This is a genomic window from Pseudarthrobacter sp. YAF2 (assembly GCF_052113345.1).
Classification (GTDB): domain Bacteria; phylum Actinomycetota; class Actinomycetes; order Actinomycetales; family Micrococcaceae; genus Arthrobacter.
In genome coordinates this window covers 90,009-104,968 of the sequence record NZ_JBFRDA010000002.1, presented here as the reverse complement: position 1 = coordinate 104,968, position 14,960 = coordinate 90,009, and the positions used below count along the sequence as shown (strand labels likewise).

Sequence of the window (14,960 nt, the reverse complement as noted above, 5' to 3'; positions counted from 1 at the left end):
CCCTAGAAGCCTCCCGCGGTGGCGTCCTGTGGCGGCAGTACCGGCCAGTCTCCCTCGATCACGGCCGCGGGCTTGGTTTTCCTGAGGTAGTCCTGGAAGTCGGCGGCCTGGGCCGTGGCCCATTCGATCTGCAGCCGGTGCAGGTTGCCCGCCGGCATCTGCAGTTTGGGGAACTTCCCGGCCATCGCATCGAGGACACGCAGGGTGGCGAGAGCATCGGCGGCGGAGGTGTGCGCATTGTCCAGGTTCACGCCGTATTCCTCGCAGAGGGCCGTGAGCGTGCGTTTGCCCTTGCGGTACCGGTCCACCTGCTTGTTCATGATGTATGGGTCCAGGATGGGGAAGCGGTGGAGTTGCGGTACCCCGTAGCGTGCGGATTCGGCTGCGAGGACGGTGAAGTCGTAGCTGGCGTTGAATGCGATGACCGGGATTTCGGCGTCGAACAGTTCCTGCAGGACGGCGGCGACCTCCCGCGTTACCTCGTGGGCAGGCCTGCCGTCCCGCCTGGCCTGCTCGGTGGTTACGCCGTGGATATCACTGGCCTCCGTGGGAATTTCCACGCCAGGGTCCGCCAGCCACTCGTGCTCCTTGATGACCCCGCCTTCATGGTCCACCACGGTGATCGACGCCGTGACAATCCTGGCCGCACGCGAATTGCGGCCGGTGGTTTCGAGGTCGAATGCTGCGCGGGGGAGGGTATGCCAGGAACTCATGGTTCAACGCTAAGGGGACCCGCCGACAATTTAGGGGAACGCCACTGCGGCTACATTGGATCAATGCGGAATGAGTATGTCCAGGCGGTCCTTGCAGTCGTCAGGCTGGTCTCTCCGGGATCCGCAGTGTCCTACGGGGACATCGCCGAGCTCCTGGGCTCCGGTGGACCCCGGCAGGTGGGGGCGGTGATGAGCCACTACGGAAGCGGTGTGCCCTGGTGGCGTGTCCTGAAAGCGAGCGGGCATGCCCCCGAAGGTCATGAAGCCGAGGCCTTGTACCACTACCTCGAAGAGGGTACGCCGCTCCGGGGGGACCATGCCGCGTACCTGCGGACAGGGGAAGGCCGGTGGCGCGTGGATTTAGCCGCGGCACGCTGGTCCCCCACGGATGGTGATTTCGACCGTATCGACGCCGCCGCCGGGGAGCTGGAGCGCCGGCTCCACAGTTTGTCGGTGCCTGATGATGGAATGACTTTGTGACAGTAGCAATCCCTTTGACTGGCCCCTTGGCCCCACGGCAAGAGCCGGAGGACGCATTCCGCGGTGCCCCTGCCCTCCGGCTGCTCCCGCCGCGCCAGGTGCATGCCGAGGCAATCCAGCTGTCCCCTGACCAGCAGGCAGCGGTGGATGTTACCCAGGGCTCCGGGCCCGTGCTCGTACCGGGCGCACCAGGCACGGGAAAGACCACCGTCCTGGTCGAGGCCGCAGTCCAACGGGTCTTCCGTGACGGGGTGGATCCGGAGCGCATGCTGATCCTGGCGCCCACCCGTCTTGCCGCGGACTTCCTGAGGGACCGCTTCACCGCGCGTTTGGACCGGAGCCTCAGCACCACTCCCGCCAGGACATGGGCATCGTATGCATTCGACCTCATCCGGCGGGCCAAGGCCGAGGGCGTCATCCAGCTCTCGAGGCCACCCCGCTTGCTGTCGGGTCCGGAGCAGGACCTGATCATCAAGGAACTCCTGGAAGGACACAGGATCCCGGGGCTGGAACTGCCGTGGCCGGCCGATCTCGACGGTGCACTGGAGACCCGCGGCTTCCGCCAGGAGGTGCGGCAGCTCTTTGACCGCGTCATTGAATCCGGCCGCACGGCCGAGGACCTCTCGCAGTTGGCAGACCAGTGCGGCCGTCCGGACTGGAAAGCGGCAGCAGCCCTCTACGCCGAGTACCGGGACGTCCTGGACCTGAGGATGCCCGAAGCTTTCGACCCCGCCGGAATCATCACGGCCGCCCGCCAGATCTTCCAGGATGCGCCCGATTTCCTCGCGGCCGAGCGCGACCGCCTGCAGGTTGTCCTGGTGGACGATATTCAGGAGGCCAACCCCGCCATCTTCGAGCTGCTGGCCGATATCGCGGCCGGCAGCGACTGCTACGTGACCTCCTCCCCGGACACCGTAGTCCAGGGATTCCGCGGCGCCAGGCCGGATCTCGTGGCTGAACTGCCCCGGCTGCTGGCGGCCCAGGCGCCTGTCCTTGAACGTCCGCTCCGCTACGCTCACGGCCTTGCCCCGGCGGTAGCCGAGTCATGGCTGAATGTTGCCGGCCGCATTTCCCAGCGGGCCGGCGGCCAGTTGGCGCGGCGCCTCGAGCGGCCCAACGGGGCGGCCGGGGAGGACGGGCCAGGCCGGCCCGAAAACGACGTCCGGGCCGGCCGGGTCGAGGCCCACTTGGTCCCCACGCCTGTCCATGAACTGCGTTATGTTGCACAGCGAATCCTGGACCAGCACATCAACCACAACCGCGGCCTCGGGGACATGGCGGTGATCGTTCGCAACGGCGGCCAGGTCAGCGAGCTGCAACGGTACTTGTCCGGGCAGGGCATCCCGGTGCGGGTTCCCGTGGCTGAATCGGCGGTCCGGGACGAGGTAGCGGTGCGGCCGCTCCTGGACGCCTTCGCCATTGCCTTGGATCCGGCGCTCCTGACGCCGGAAGCCGCGGTGTCCCTCCTGACGTCCCGCATTGGGGGAGCCACGTCCATCGAGCTGCGGCGGCTCCGGCAATCGCTGCGCCGGGAGGAGCTCCTGGGTGGCGGCGGGCGGGCCAGCGATGTGCTCCTGGTCGAGGCACTGCTCGAACCGGGTGCGCTGGGTGCCCTGGGCATTGAAGGACGGGCAGCGCGGCGCACGGCCCGGATGATTCAGGCGGGACGAGAGGCATCCGCCCTGCCCGGCGCCAACGCGGAATCCGTGTTGTGGGCTCTGTGGAATTCCACCGGCCTTGCCTCAGCATGGACTGCAATTGCCTTGTCCGGCGGTCCGCACGGGGCCCGGGCCGACCGCGACCTTGATGCGATGATGGCCCTCTTCCATACCGCTGAACGCTACGTGGACCAGATGCCCGGTGCGGGTCCTGAGCAGTTCCTGGAATACCTCCTGAACCAGGAGCTCCCCATGGACACCCTCGCGGCCCGCGCCCAGCTGGATGACGCTGTTGAACTGATGACGCCGGCCAGCGCCGCAGGCCGCGAATGGCCCGTCGTTATCATCGCCGGCTTGCAGGAGGGGGTGTGGCCCAACACCAGGCTCCGCGGCGAACTGCTCGGCAGCACCCTGTACGCCGACGCCGTAGAGCATGGGCCGGAGTATGCGCTCCAGCGCGACCCGTTGAGCCGGTTGCGGGATATCCGCTATGACGAACTGCGCAGTTTCTCCACTGCGGTATCCCGGGCACGCGAACTCCTGGTGTGCACCGCCGTCTCATCGGAAGACGACCAACCATCATCCTTCCTGGACTTCGTCGCACCCCTGGAACCCGGACAGGAGGGGCGGCTTTTCACCCAGGTTGAACGGCCAATGACCCTGCGTGCCCTGGTCGCCGAACTTCGCCAACATGCCCAATCCGATGCGGCCGATCCCGCCCACAGGGAAGAGGCCGCCAAGGTGCTGGCACATCTTGCCGCGGCGGAGCCTGCGGTCGCCGGCGCTCACCCGGACAGCTGGTGGGGGCTGGCCCCGCTCACTTCCTCCGAAGCGGTGGTTCCGCCGGGGGCAACCGTGTTTGTGTCCCCGTCCAAGGTGGAGACCGTGCAGAAGTCGCCGTTGGACTGGTTCGTCCAGGCGGCAGGCGGGGAAGCAGCCACCGACTTCGCCCGCAGCCTTGGCACCCTCGTGCACGCCATTGCCCAGGACATGCCGGACGCGTCCGGCTCCGAGTACCTGGCAGAGCTGGTGCGGCGCTGGCCGGCGCTGGGGATGAAGGACAACTGGGAAGGCAGGCTGGATTTCCAGCGCGCCGAGTCCATGGTGCGGAAGTTGGCGCACTACGTGGTGACCATGAGGGCTGAAGGCCGCAGCCTGTTGGGCGTGGAAAAGGACTTTGACGTTGCCCTCGGGGAAGTGGTGGTGGACGCCGCCGCGCCGCGTGATGCGGTACTCCGCGGGCAGGTGGACCGGCTGGAGGTCGACGACGCGGGCCGCCTGGTGGTGGTGGACCTCAAGACCGGAAAACGGCAGCCCGGCAAGGGCGAGCTCTCGCGCCATCCCCAGCTTGGGGCGTACCAGGCGGCAGTGGTCGCCGGCGGGTTCGAGGCCGGCTCGAACGGCAGCGGCCTGTCCGGAGGTGCCGTGCTGGCGCAGCTCGGGACAGCGGCCAAGAACCCCTCCATTCAGCAGCAGGAAGCTTTGGGCCCGCAGGAGAATTGGGCGTTGGACATGGTCAAGGATGCGGCCGCCGTGATGGGCGGCAGCGAATTTATGGCGCGGCATGATCCGGCCAAGGGCAGCCATGGAGGCCATGGCTGCAGGCTTCCCGAGATCTGTCCGCTGTGCGCGCGTGGACGGCAGGTGACCGAATGAGCCACCCAATGGAGGTCCTGCCTGCGGGGGAGGCCACCGCCACGCCCCGCTTCAGTCCGGAAGAACTGTCCGTTCTGCTCGGCGAAAAGAACATCCCGACGCCGGAACAGTCCGCCATCATCTCTTCGCCCCTTGCGCCCCGGCTGGTGATCGCGGGGGCGGGCTCGGGGAAGACCGCCACCATGGCTGACAGGGTGGTGTGGCTCGTGGCCAACGGATGGGTCACGCCCGAGGAAGTCCTGGGGGTGACCTTCACCCGGAAGGCCGCCGGCGAACTCGCCACCCGGATCCGGTCCAAACTCGTGGCCCTGCAGCGACTTGCTGCGAAGGACACCGGCGAGGGGATGTTTCCGGAGGGCCTGCGCAGCAGCGACGCACTGGAACCCAAGGTGTCCACCTACCATTCCTTCGCCAGCGGCATCGTGTCCGACTATGGTCTCCGGCTGGGCGTGGAACGCGATGTGGTGCTGCTGGGTGGAGCGCAGGCTTGGCAACTTGCCAGTGAGGTGGTTGAGGCCTACGACGGCGAATACGCCCACTTCCGTGCCGCGAAATCCACCCTGGTGAAGGCTGTCATCCAGTTGGCGGGGGAGTGTGCCGAACACCTCCAGGAGCCCGAGGATGTCGAAGCCTGGTTGATGGCGCGCCTCTCGGAGTTTGAGTCCCTGCCGTACCTGGCGGACAAGAAGAAGAACCCGCCGCAGGCAGTCGCGGAGCTTGCCGGAATGCTGCGCACCAGGGCAAGCGTCGCTGACATGGTGGGCCGCTACTCTGCGGCGAAACGAGCCCGCGGCGCCCTCGATTTCGGGGACCTCGTGGCCCTCGCAGCGAAGGTGGCACAGGAGGTTCCGCTGGCGGCCACGATGGAGAGGCAGCGGTACAAGGTTGTCCTGCTCGACGAATTCCAGGACACGTCGTACGCGCAACTGGTACTTTTCTCCCGCCTGTTCGGCGGCGGCCATGCGGTCACGGCAGTCGGCGACCCCAACCAGTCAATTTATGGGTTCCGCGGTGCTTCCGCCGGCCAGTTGTTCCACTTCGTCCGCGAATTTCCCGTCCGGACCGGCAAAGCGGAAGGCGATTCGGGCTGGGCGCCCGCGCCAACGTCCTACTTGACCACAGCCTGGCGGAACGGCCGCTCCATCCTCGCAGCCGCAAATGTCATGTCCCAGTCTCTGGGCCGGTCGGCGGCCAGGCGGGGCCCGGCAGGAGGCAAGGCGGCCGCTGCCGAAGTCCCTCCGCTGCAGCCCAGTCCCTACGCCGTTGACGGAACCGTGGTGCTGGGACGTTTCGCCAGCGACGTCGAGGAGGCCGCCGCGCTCGCCGAGGACGTCCTGAGGTACAAAGTGACGGACTTCGAATCCAAAACCGATGGATCGGCCGTTCCCCCTGCCCTGGCCGTGCTGTGCCGCAGGCGGGCCCAGATGGAGACCGTCCGCCGGCAGTTCGAAGCCCGCGGCATCGCCTACGAAATCGTGGGCCTGGGCGGACTCCTGGACACCCCCGAGATCGTCGACCTCGTTGCCACCCTCCGTGTCCTTGCAGACCCCGGCCGTTCCGATGCCCTCATGCGGCTCCTGGCCGGTGCACGGTGGCGCATTGGTCCCGCGGACTTGATGGCCCTGCGGGACTGGTCCAGCCAGTTGGCGCGAAACCGCGGCAAAGTCCCGGCCGGGTTCGACGCCGACGTCCCCGACGCCGAAGACGACGCCGTGGACGGGCCGGTCCTGGAAGGCGACCTGACCGACGGTGCCAGCCTGGTGGAAGCCCTGGACTTCCTGCCGCGCGACGGTTGGACGTCGTCGAACGGCCGTACCCTTGGGGCGGCGGCCCGTGCCCGGCTTGCCCGGTTGTCAGCGGAACTGCGGCAATTGCGCGGCTACCTCGGAGATGACCTCACCACGCTCCTGGGTGAAGTGGAACGGGCGATGCTCCTGGATATCGAGGTGGCGGCACGGCCGGGGATCAGCATCCACCAGGCGCGGCGCAACCTCGACGCCTTCCAGGATGCGGCCGCCGGATTCCTCCGAACCTCCCAAAGGGTGGATATCCTCGCCTTCCTGTCATGGCTGGAGGCTGCCTCGGCTGAGGAGAACGGCCTGGAAGCGCCTGCCAGCGACGTGAACCGGGAAGCAGTTCAATTGCTGACCGTCCATGCGTCCAAGGGCCTGGAATGGGATGTGGTCTTCGTTCCCGGGCTGAACGCGGGAGCCTTCCCGAGCGACAGGGATTCCCGCTGGAGCAGCGGTGCGGCAGCACTTCCCTGGCCCTTGCGCGGAGACCGGGCCGACCTTCCCCAGTGGGACGTGGAACAACCGGACCAGAAGGGCTGGCTGGACGCCGAGAAGGATTTCAAGGCGGCGGTGCAGGCCCACGGTGAAGAGGAAGAACGGCGGCTCGCCTACGTGGCCTACACCCGGGCCAAGTATGTGCTGTGGGTATCCAGCGCCGCATGGGTGGGTTCACGCGCCGGCCGGGCAGAGATGTCCCCCTTCCTGGCGGAGCTTGAAACGTTGACCCAAGCGGCCGACGACGAGCCTCAGGCCGCTGCCCTGGTCCATCCGTTGTCGCTGGAAGAGGCTGCCCTTCCCGACGAGAGTCCGTTGACCCTTGAGACCGAAGAAGCAATGTGGCCCTATGACCCGCTGGAGGGTTCAACGGACGCGCGGACCGGTGAGCGGCTCCGCATGTCCCGTGGGCGCAGGGCGGCCATGGAAGCTGCGGCGGAGCGGGTGGTTGACCTGCTAAAGACCGGTGTGGTCCTGCCCGATGCGTCCGGGACGCCCGGTGGAACAGGCATTTCCCGGAACGGTGAGCGGACTCCACTCACGGGAGCGGCGGCCGGTTGGGCGAGGGAAGCTGCGCTGTTGCTTGAACGCCGGGCAAGAAGGTCGGGTGGCCAGGAGGTGCACCTGCCCACCCATATCTCCGCCTCCACCCTCGTGGAACTCGGGGAGGACCCTGTGGCGGTGGTGGGGCGGTTGCGCAGGCCGGTGCCGCGCGAACCGGGCATGTCGGCGCGGAAGGGCACGGCTTTCCACGCCTGGGTGGAAGAATACTTCGGAACCGCCGGGATGCTTGACCTCGGCGAGGCGCCGGGTTCGGATGACCACATTGACGCTGCCTACGACCTCGAGGACATGGTGGCAACGTTCAAGGCCTCCCCGTGGGCCGACAGGGCCCCGGCGTTCGTGGAGGTTCCGGTTGAAACGAGGGTTGGTGAAGTTGTTGTCCGGGGACGGGTCGACGCCGTCTTCCAGGACGCCGACGGCCGCTGGGACCTGGTGGACTGGAAGACCGGCCGGCGCCCGTCAGCCGGGCAGCTGAAGACCCGTTCAATCCAGCTGGCCGTGTACCGGCTTGCCTGGGCGCGCCTGAAGGGCGTTCCGCTGGAGGACGTGCGGGCTGCGTTCTTTTATGTGGCGGACAACGCCGTGGTCCGGCCGCACGACCTTGGGACGGCCGCCGAGCTGGAAGGAATCGTGGCGCGCGCTCTCACACGCCCGTGAGGCCGCGGCTTCTTGCTGCCTCACGGGCCTGCGGCCGATCAGCCCTGCTTGATGTTGATGACCGAGATGGCGGCGGTGGAGGTGTCATCCGGGCCTTTGGCCGTCGGGGCCGTATCCTCGGCGTAAGGTGCCTCTTCAGCTGGCGGGTCCACCGGGATGCGAGTCACGTGCACCGCGGGATGTACGGGCGCTGCCGGTTCCACCGGGACCCGGACCACCGTGACGGCGGGGGAGGACCCCAAACGTTCCGGCCCTGAGGCGGCTTCAGACGCGGAGTCTTCCGCTGACACCTGTGCAGCCGCTTCGGAGTTGTCCGGGGTTGAAGGGTCCGGAAGCGGTTCGACGCTGATGGGCTGGCCACCGAACTCGGCGATGTCACTGGCCAGGCTCTCCAGCATGCCTTCAGCCTCGCTGACCATGGCCTCATCACCGGCGGCGAGTCCCTTGACCAGGTACTGCGCAAGTGCGAACTCCGCTGACAGGGCAGCCCGACGCAGGAGGTGCTGGTCCGGGGCATCACGGCGCCCGGCGGTATAGGCCTTCAGCACTGCATCAATGAAGTCCTGTTCGTTGGAGGCCACCAGCCAGGCGAAGTCGTCCGCGGGGTCACCGATCCGCAGGTCCGTCCAGCCGGTTACTGCCGTGACCCGTCCGGATTCGATGAGCAGGTTGTCCTCGTGCAGGTCGCCGTGGACGACGGAGGGGTTGAAGCGCCACAGGGACACGTCCTCCATGGCATGTTCCCAGCGGCGCAGCAATGCGGCCGGAATCTTTCCTGTGGTGGCAGCCTGGTCCAGTTCGTTCAGCCTCCGTTGGCGGAATTCGTTGGGCGTGTAGCTGGGGAGATCGGCGTTGCTCACCAGGGATCGGGGCAGGTCGTGAATGGCAGCCAAGGCGGTGCCGATCTCGCGGGCGACGCTGCCCGGACTCGTGGTCAATTCCTCGACGCTGCGCGTGGTGCCCGACAGGTGCGAGTACACGAAGGTGCTCAGGGTTCCCAGCCGTACGCTGCCGGCCACTGTGGGCATGAGGAAAGGCAGCTCGGCCCGCACGGCCGGAGCGAAGGCCCGGAGCACCAGGAACTCCGTTTCCAGCCGGGCGCTGGCCTCGGCGTGCCGCGGCGACCTGACCCGCCAGCGCTTGCCTTCTGAATCCAGGAGCAGGGCCGAGTCGAAGTCCGCGGGATCATCCGGTGCAGAGCTAACGGCCGTCGGCGTCAGCCCGGGGACTGCCGCGGTTGCAATGGCCGCCAGCTCAATCGGTTTTCTTCTCACCGTTCCACGGTAGATTGCCAGCTGTCCCAGACCGAGATCCGCCGGCGGCGAGTCTTGAGATAGCTTGAATTCCGGGGGCATCCCGCGCAGTTATCGGGCATTGTGAAATGTGAAATGTCCGTGGCAGTCAGTACGGTGGACTTATGAGCCATACGGAGTCTGTCCTACCCGTTCACCAGGCTGCGCCGGCACGGTTGCCCGCGAACCACCTGGCGGACACCCTGCTCCCGGTGCGGCCTGCCCTGGTGGACCGGGGCTCTGCCGCACGCATCAGGCCCGGCATGATCGATGACCTGCTGACCGGTCCGGATGCCCTGGCCGTCGTCCTGTCGGGCCGGCAGGGCCTGGTGCAGGACAGCAGCATGGTCCTCGCCTCCGCGAGGGATCTCCTGGCGGATCTCGAAGGGGCCGGATTCTCTCCTGAACTCGTCGTGTACCTCGGATCCGCCCTGCCCGGGTCGGACCTCCCCGAGGGCACGCAACTGTTGCTCTTCGTCCTGCCCCATCCGCCCGAGCCGGGTACCGCCGGCATCCCTGCGGATGCGGCCTGGGCGGGTTTCAGGGACGTTGCCGCTGGCCTGACTGCCACCTCCACGGCGTTGTTCGTGGAATCCAGCGCCATCGCCAACTGGCATGCAGGCCACACGCACTGCCCCCGCTGCGGCTCGCCCACGGACGTGGAAGCCGGCGGCTGGGTCCGCCGTTGCCCGGCTGATAATTCGGAACACTATCCGCGGACCGATCCCGCGATCATCGTCACGGTCGTTGGCCCGGATGGTCGGCTGCTGCTGGGTGGTGGGGGTCCCCTGGATGCCCGGAACTACTCCACCCTGGCCGGGTTCGTTGAGCCCGGCGAGTCACTGGAACAGGCCGTTGTGCGCGAGATCCAGGAGGAAGTGGGAGTCCGCGTCGCCGCCTGCCAGTATCTCGGCTCCCAGTCGTGGCCGTTCCCTGCCTCCCTTATGCTTGGATTTACGGCCGTCACCGAGGACACCCAGGCAACGCCCGACGGCGTGGAGGTCACCAGGGCGCGCTGGTTCAGCCGCGAGGAACTCCAGGAAGCCGTGCTCAGTGGCGAAATCACTATTTCAAGCAGGCTTTCCATTGCCCGTTCACTGATTGAGCACTGGTACGGCGGCCGGATCCGGGACCTGACCGGAGCCTAAGTTATCCATCCACCAGACTCCAGCACGCGGTAGTCGAGAAACAAAGCAGCAGAAGTGACTACAGAGAATTTTGACGGCGCAGCCTCCCTTGAGGACCGGATCCTCGGCGGCCTGGACGCCGAACAGCGTGAAGTGGCCAGCACCCTCAACGGTCCGCTGTGCGTGCTGGCGGGAGCGGGCACGGGCAAAACCCGCGCCATTACCCACCGCATCGCCTACGGCGTCCACTCGGGGGTCTACACCCCACAGCGGCTGCTCGCAGTAACTTTTACCGCCCGGGCCGCGGCGGAGATGCGCAGCCGTCTGCGCGACCTGGGCGCCGGCAATGTCCAGGCCAGAACGTTCCATGCCGCCGCGCTGCGCCAACTGCAGTTCTTTTGGCCGCAGGCGGTGGGCGGCACCTTGCCGAACCTGCTGGACCATAAGGCGCAGATCCTCGCCGAGGCCGCAAGGCGGCTGAGGCTCAGCACCGACCGCGCGTCCATCCGCGATCTCGCCTCGGAAATTGAGTGGGCCAAGGTGTCCATGCTGACCCCTGCCAACTACCTGGAGAACGCACAGGGGCGGGGCGCACCTGGCGGATTCGACCCCACCGCCGTCGCCCGCGTCTTCCAGTCCTACGAGGATGTCAAGACGGACCGCAACGTGATCGACTTCGAGGATGTCCTGCTGATTACGGTGGGCATCCTGCAGGAGGACGAGAAGGTGGCTGCCACGGTACGGGAGCAGTACCGGCACTTCGTGGTGGACGAATACCAGGACGTTTCCCCGCTGCAGCAACGCCTCCTGGAGCTTTGGCTCGGTGGCCGCGACGAACTCTGCGTGGTGGGCGACGCCAGCCAGACCATTTACTCCTTCACCGGAGCATCGCCCCGGCACCTGCTGGACTTCAAGACCCGCTACCCGCAGGCCAATGTGGTCAAGCTCATCCGGGACTATCGCTCCACGCCCCAGGTGGTGAAGCTGGCCAATGACCTGCTGGCCGGCCGGCGCAGCGGCGGCCCCGCCGCGGACGCCGCCTGGGCCACGCCCCTGCAGCTGGTGGCCCAGCGACCCGCCGGCCCCGTGCCCCAGTTCACCGAATGCACGGACGACGAAGCCGAGGCCGCCACCGTGGCGCAAAAGATCAAGGCGCTGCTCGACGCCGGGACACCAGCCAGCGAGGTCGCTGTCCTTTTCCGCACCAACGGCCAGTCCGAGGCATACGAACAGGCGCTGGCAGCGGCGGGAATCGGCTACCAGCTGCGCGGCGGCGAACGCTTCTTCGCGCGCAAGGAGGTCCGGGACGCCATCCTCCAGCTCCGCGCCGCCACCAGGGCCGTGAGTGAAACGGATTCCCCGGAACCGCTGGGCCAGCTGGTCCGGGACATTGTTTCGTCCCTCGGCTACACGGATTCCGCACCCCACAGCGGCGGTGCCCTCCGCGAACGGTGGGAGTCATTGGCGGCGCTGGTGGCACTGGCCGACGAACTGGCGCAGAACCGCGGTCCGGAATTCGGGCTCGGTGACTTCGTCAACGAGCTCCAGGAGCGTTCGCTCGCCCAGCACGCGCCTACCGTGCAGGGCGTGACGCTCGCGTCCCTGCACGCAGCGAAGGGCCTGGAATGGGATGCCGTGTTCCTGGTGGGGCTCAGCGAAGGCCTTATGCCCATTTCCTTCGCGGACTCGCCCGAGTCAGTGGATGAGGAGCGCCGGCTGCTGTACGTCGGCATCACCCGTGCCCGTGAACACCTCTCACTTTCCTGGAGCACGGCGCGGACTCCCGGCGGCCGGGCCAACCGCAAGCCGTCCCGTTTCCTCGACGGGCTGCGGCCCGATTCCGTCGCAAGCTCCAATGTCCGCAGCAAGGGTACGGTTCCGCGCCGCAAGGCCGCCGCTCCGGCAGTCTGCCGGGTCTGTGGCAGCATGCTGTCCACCGGGGCGGAGCGCAAGGTGGGCCGGTGCAACTCGTGTCCCCCCAGCTACGAGGAACAGACCTTTGATGCCCTCCGGAACTGGCGGCGCGACGTCGCCCAGTCCGCTGACGTCCCCGCTTTCGTCGTCTTCACCGATGCCACCCTCACGGCGATTGCGGAGGCGCGCCCGGCGTCCCTGGAAGAACTTGCCGGGCTTGCCGGCATCGGTCCGTCCAAGCTTGAACGCTATGGGGAAGACGTCCTGAAGGTCCTTGCCGAAAGCAGCGTCCTGTGAGGCGCGGCAGCCCGCCAGGCAACACTAGCCAGCAGCCGGCTGCCGTCCTGACCACCGCCGGCGGAGCCCCCGTGGAGGTACGGCGGTCCGCACGCCGCACCCGGACCGTGGCGGCATTCTGGGAACACGGGACAGCGGTGGTTGCCATTCCGGCACGCTTCACTGCGGCCCAGGAACGCGAGTGGGTCCACCGGATGCTGGCAAAGCTGCACAAACAGGGGGAGCGCCCCGCGGCTGCCGGCCGGCGGCGCCCCGCCACCGACGAGGCCCTCGCGGCCCACGCCGCCCACCTGTCCATCAAGTACCTTGGCGGCCGGGCAACGCCCACATCCGTTCGCTGGGTCAGCAACCAGAACTCCCGCTGGGGTTCCGCGACCCCGGCCGAGGGAACCATCCGCCTGTCGGACAAGCTGCGCCCCATGCCGCAATGGGTCATCGATTACGTCCTGCTGCACGAACTGGCGCACCTGCTGGTGGCCTCGCATAGCGCAGCGTTCTGGCAACTCCTCGAGGCCTATCCGGAAACACAACGCGCGAAGGCGTTCCTCGAAGGTGTTTCGTTTGCCACGTCACGGGGCCTGGATAAAAACCCCGCCCCCTCGGAAGGCATGCCCGGTACTGCCGGGAACACCTGGCCGGGCGACGCCGACTAGGGTCCGCCACTCGACGCGCAGCGTCCGCCCCAAACCGCGGCGCGGCCGGGAAACCCGGCCGCGCCATATAGTGTCAGCTCTTCGGCTGGTCCGTACCGCCGTCGTCGTCCTTGCGGTCCGTGTCCTGGCCGTCGGTGTCCCCGTCCGTGCCGGCGGCGGTGCCTCCGTCAGCGGCAGGGGCATCGTCAAAACCGCCGCTGAGCAATTTCTGCAGCGCATCATCCACTTCGCTGTCGCTGGCCTCGGCGAGCTTCCGGCGGGAGCTGAAACCCTTCGGGTCGTCGAGGTCTTCGGCGGTGGGCAGCAGGTCGGGGTGGTGCCAGATGGCGTCCCGGCCCTCGATGCCGCGCTCATCCTTCAGCGTGGCCCACAGGGTGGCGGCGTCGCGCAGGCGGCGCGGCCGCAGCTCCAGTCCCACCAGGGAGGCAAATGCGTGTTCGGCCGGACCGCCGGTGGCCCTGCGGCGCCGCACCGTTTCCCGGAGGGCGCCGGCGGAGGGCAACAGCTTTTCGGTGGCGGCAGCAGTGAGCTCGTCCACCCAGCCTTCCACCAGGGCCAGTGCCGTCTCGAGCTTCTCCAGCGCCTGCTCCTGGGCGGGGGTCCGCTGCGGCATGAACACGCCTTGGGACAGGGCCTCCTGGATGCCTTCCGGGTTGCTCGGGTCGAGGTCGCGGGCGAGTTCTTCGATGCGGGAGGTGTCGATGTGGATACCTCGGGCGTAGGCCTCGATGGCACCCAGCAGGTGGCCGCGCAGCCATGGCACCTGAACGAAGAGGCGCGCGTGCGCGGCTTCCCGCACGGCAAGGAACAGCCGGATGTCGTTCTCGGGCAGCGACAGGCCCGCACCGAATGCGGCGACATTCGCGGGCAGGAGCGCCATTTCGAGGTCTGCGAGCGGGACCCCGATGTCGGTGGAGCTGACCACGTCCTTGGACAGGGCGCCGATGGCCTGCCCGAGTTGCATGCCGAAGATGGCGCCGCCCATGTTCTGCAGCATCGAGGAGGCGCCGCCCATCATGGACTTCATTTCCTCGGGCATCTGCTCGGTCATGGCGGAGGAAAGGGCGTTGGCGATGCTGTTGGCCACCGGTTCGGTCAGCCGCTTCCACGTGCCCAGGGTTGCTTCCACCCATTCCGCACGGGACCAGGCTTTGCCGATCAGCCCCGTGGCAGGCAGGTCCGTGACGGGATCCAGCCAGAGTTCCGCCAGTCGGAGTGCTTCGTCGACCTCCCGTGACTGCTGGCCGGTGACCGAGGGGTCCGAACTGCCGGCGGCCACGCGCCGGGCGTTGTCATGGGCCAGGGTCCAGTTGACGGGGCCTTCGGACGGCGCACTCATCATCGCCTGCACCTGCGAAAACATCTGGGCCAGCAGATTGGGGTCATCGGGCAGGCCGGCAGCCTTGGCGAGCTCGGCGGGGTCGAAGTTTTCCATCCCCTTGCCGCCCATCAGGTTCTGCAGCATCTCGGCCAACGGATCCTTGGGATTGTCGTCGCCGTTGGACGGATTGAGTGGGTTGGAGGTCATGGTCCCGCCGATCGATGGTGTGACTGTTGATCAATCTTCACGGTACCTCGGTGGGGCACGGCTGTCTGCCGCGCGCCGCCGTCGTTCGCTCTAGGCAAAGCGCCCCGGTACACCTTCACCGCGTACTGTTGGT

9 protein-coding genes are annotated in these 14,960 nt (G+C 67.5%); 6 read left to right on the top strand and 3 right to left on the bottom strand.

Going from position 1 to position 14,960, the window contains the following annotated elements; all coding sequences use genetic code 11:
• Positions 1-2 precede the first annotated feature (2 nt).
• Positions 3-713 (bottom strand): 3'-5' exonuclease, encoded by a 711-nt coding sequence (locus AB4Y79_RS02395; protein WP_441858449.1) that lies wholly within the window; start codon positions 711-713, stop codon positions 3-5.
• A 63-nt stretch (positions 714-776) separates the two neighbouring features.
• Between AB4Y79_RS02395 and AB4Y79_RS02390 the strand changes: the two genes are divergently transcribed.
• The 3 genes from AB4Y79_RS02390 to AB4Y79_RS02380 are packed head-to-tail and all read left to right on the top strand — an operon-like array spanning position 777 to position 8,016.
• On the top strand, positions 777-1,193 hold the full coding sequence (locus AB4Y79_RS02390) for an MGMT family protein (RefSeq protein ID WP_441858447.1): 417 nt from the start codon (positions 777-779) through the stop codon (positions 1,191-1,193).
• A gap of 26 nt (positions 1,194-1,219) precedes the next feature.
• On the top strand, positions 1,220-4,507 hold the full coding sequence (locus AB4Y79_RS02385; protein ID WP_441858445.1) for an ATP-dependent helicase: 3,288 nt from the start codon (positions 1,220-1,222) through the stop codon (positions 4,505-4,507).
• A complete protein-coding gene (locus AB4Y79_RS02380; protein WP_441858443.1) occupies positions 4,504-8,016 on the top strand; it encodes a UvrD-helicase domain-containing protein in 3,513 nt (1,170 codons plus the stop codon). The genes AB4Y79_RS02385 and AB4Y79_RS02380 overlap by 4 nt, the downstream gene beginning before the upstream one ends.
• 38 nt (positions 8,017-8,054) lie before the next feature.
• Here AB4Y79_RS02380 and AB4Y79_RS02375 read toward each other — a convergent pair whose 3' ends face one another.
• Positions 8,055-9,290, bottom strand: coding sequence for a phosphotransferase (locus AB4Y79_RS02375; protein ID WP_441858441.1), 1,236 nt, complete (start codon positions 9,288-9,290; stop codon positions 8,055-8,057).
• A 143-nt stretch (positions 9,291-9,433) separates the two neighbouring features.
• On the opposite strand from AB4Y79_RS02375, the gene nudC reads away from it, so the two are divergent.
• Genes nudC through AB4Y79_RS02360 form a run of 3 tightly spaced genes read left to right on the top strand, consistent with a single transcriptional unit; the run spans position 9,434 to position 13,299 of the window.
• Positions 9,434-10,456, top strand: a complete 1,023-nt coding sequence (gene nudC / locus AB4Y79_RS02370) for an NAD(+) diphosphatase (protein ID WP_441858439.1) — start codon at positions 9,434-9,436, stop codon at positions 10,454-10,456.
• A 54-nt stretch (positions 10,457-10,510) separates the two neighbouring features.
• Positions 10,511-12,646, top strand: a complete 2,136-nt coding sequence (locus AB4Y79_RS02365; protein ID WP_441858437.1) for a UvrD-helicase domain-containing protein — start codon at positions 10,511-10,513, stop codon at positions 12,644-12,646.
• Positions 12,643-13,299: a YgjP-like metallopeptidase domain-containing protein gene (locus AB4Y79_RS02360; RefSeq protein WP_441858435.1), complete on the top strand. Its 657-nt coding sequence runs from the start codon at positions 12,643-12,645 to the stop codon at positions 13,297-13,299. Before AB4Y79_RS02365 ends, AB4Y79_RS02360 begins: the two co-directional genes overlap by 4 nt.
• 73 nt (positions 13,300-13,372) lie before the next feature.
• On the opposite strand, the gene AB4Y79_RS02355 is transcribed toward AB4Y79_RS02360, so the two are convergent.
• Complete coding sequence (locus AB4Y79_RS02355) at positions 13,373-14,827, bottom strand: zinc-dependent metalloprotease (RefSeq protein WP_441858433.1); 1,455 nt, start codon at positions 14,825-14,827, stop codon at positions 13,373-13,375.
• Positions 14,828-14,960: the final 133 nt, after the last annotated feature.

Coding starts and splice junctions, on each gene's coding strand:
- AB4Y79_RS02395 (WP_441858449.1), bottom strand. CDS start 713: ATGAGTTCCTGGCATACCCTCCCCCGCGCAGCATTCGACCTCGAAACC.
- AB4Y79_RS02390 (WP_441858447.1), top strand. CDS start 777: ATGCGGAATGAGTATGTCCAGGCGGTCCTTGCAGTCGTCAGGCTGGTC.
- AB4Y79_RS02380 (WP_441858443.1), top strand. CDS start 4,504: ATGAGCCACCCAATGGAGGTCCTGCCTGCGGGGGAGGCCACCGCCACG.
- nudC (WP_441858439.1), top strand. CDS start 9,434: ATGAGCCATACGGAGTCTGTCCTACCCGTTCACCAGGCTGCGCCGGCA.
- AB4Y79_RS02355 (WP_441858433.1), bottom strand. CDS start 14,827: ATGACCTCCAACCCACTCAATCCGTCCAACGGCGACGACAATCCCAAG.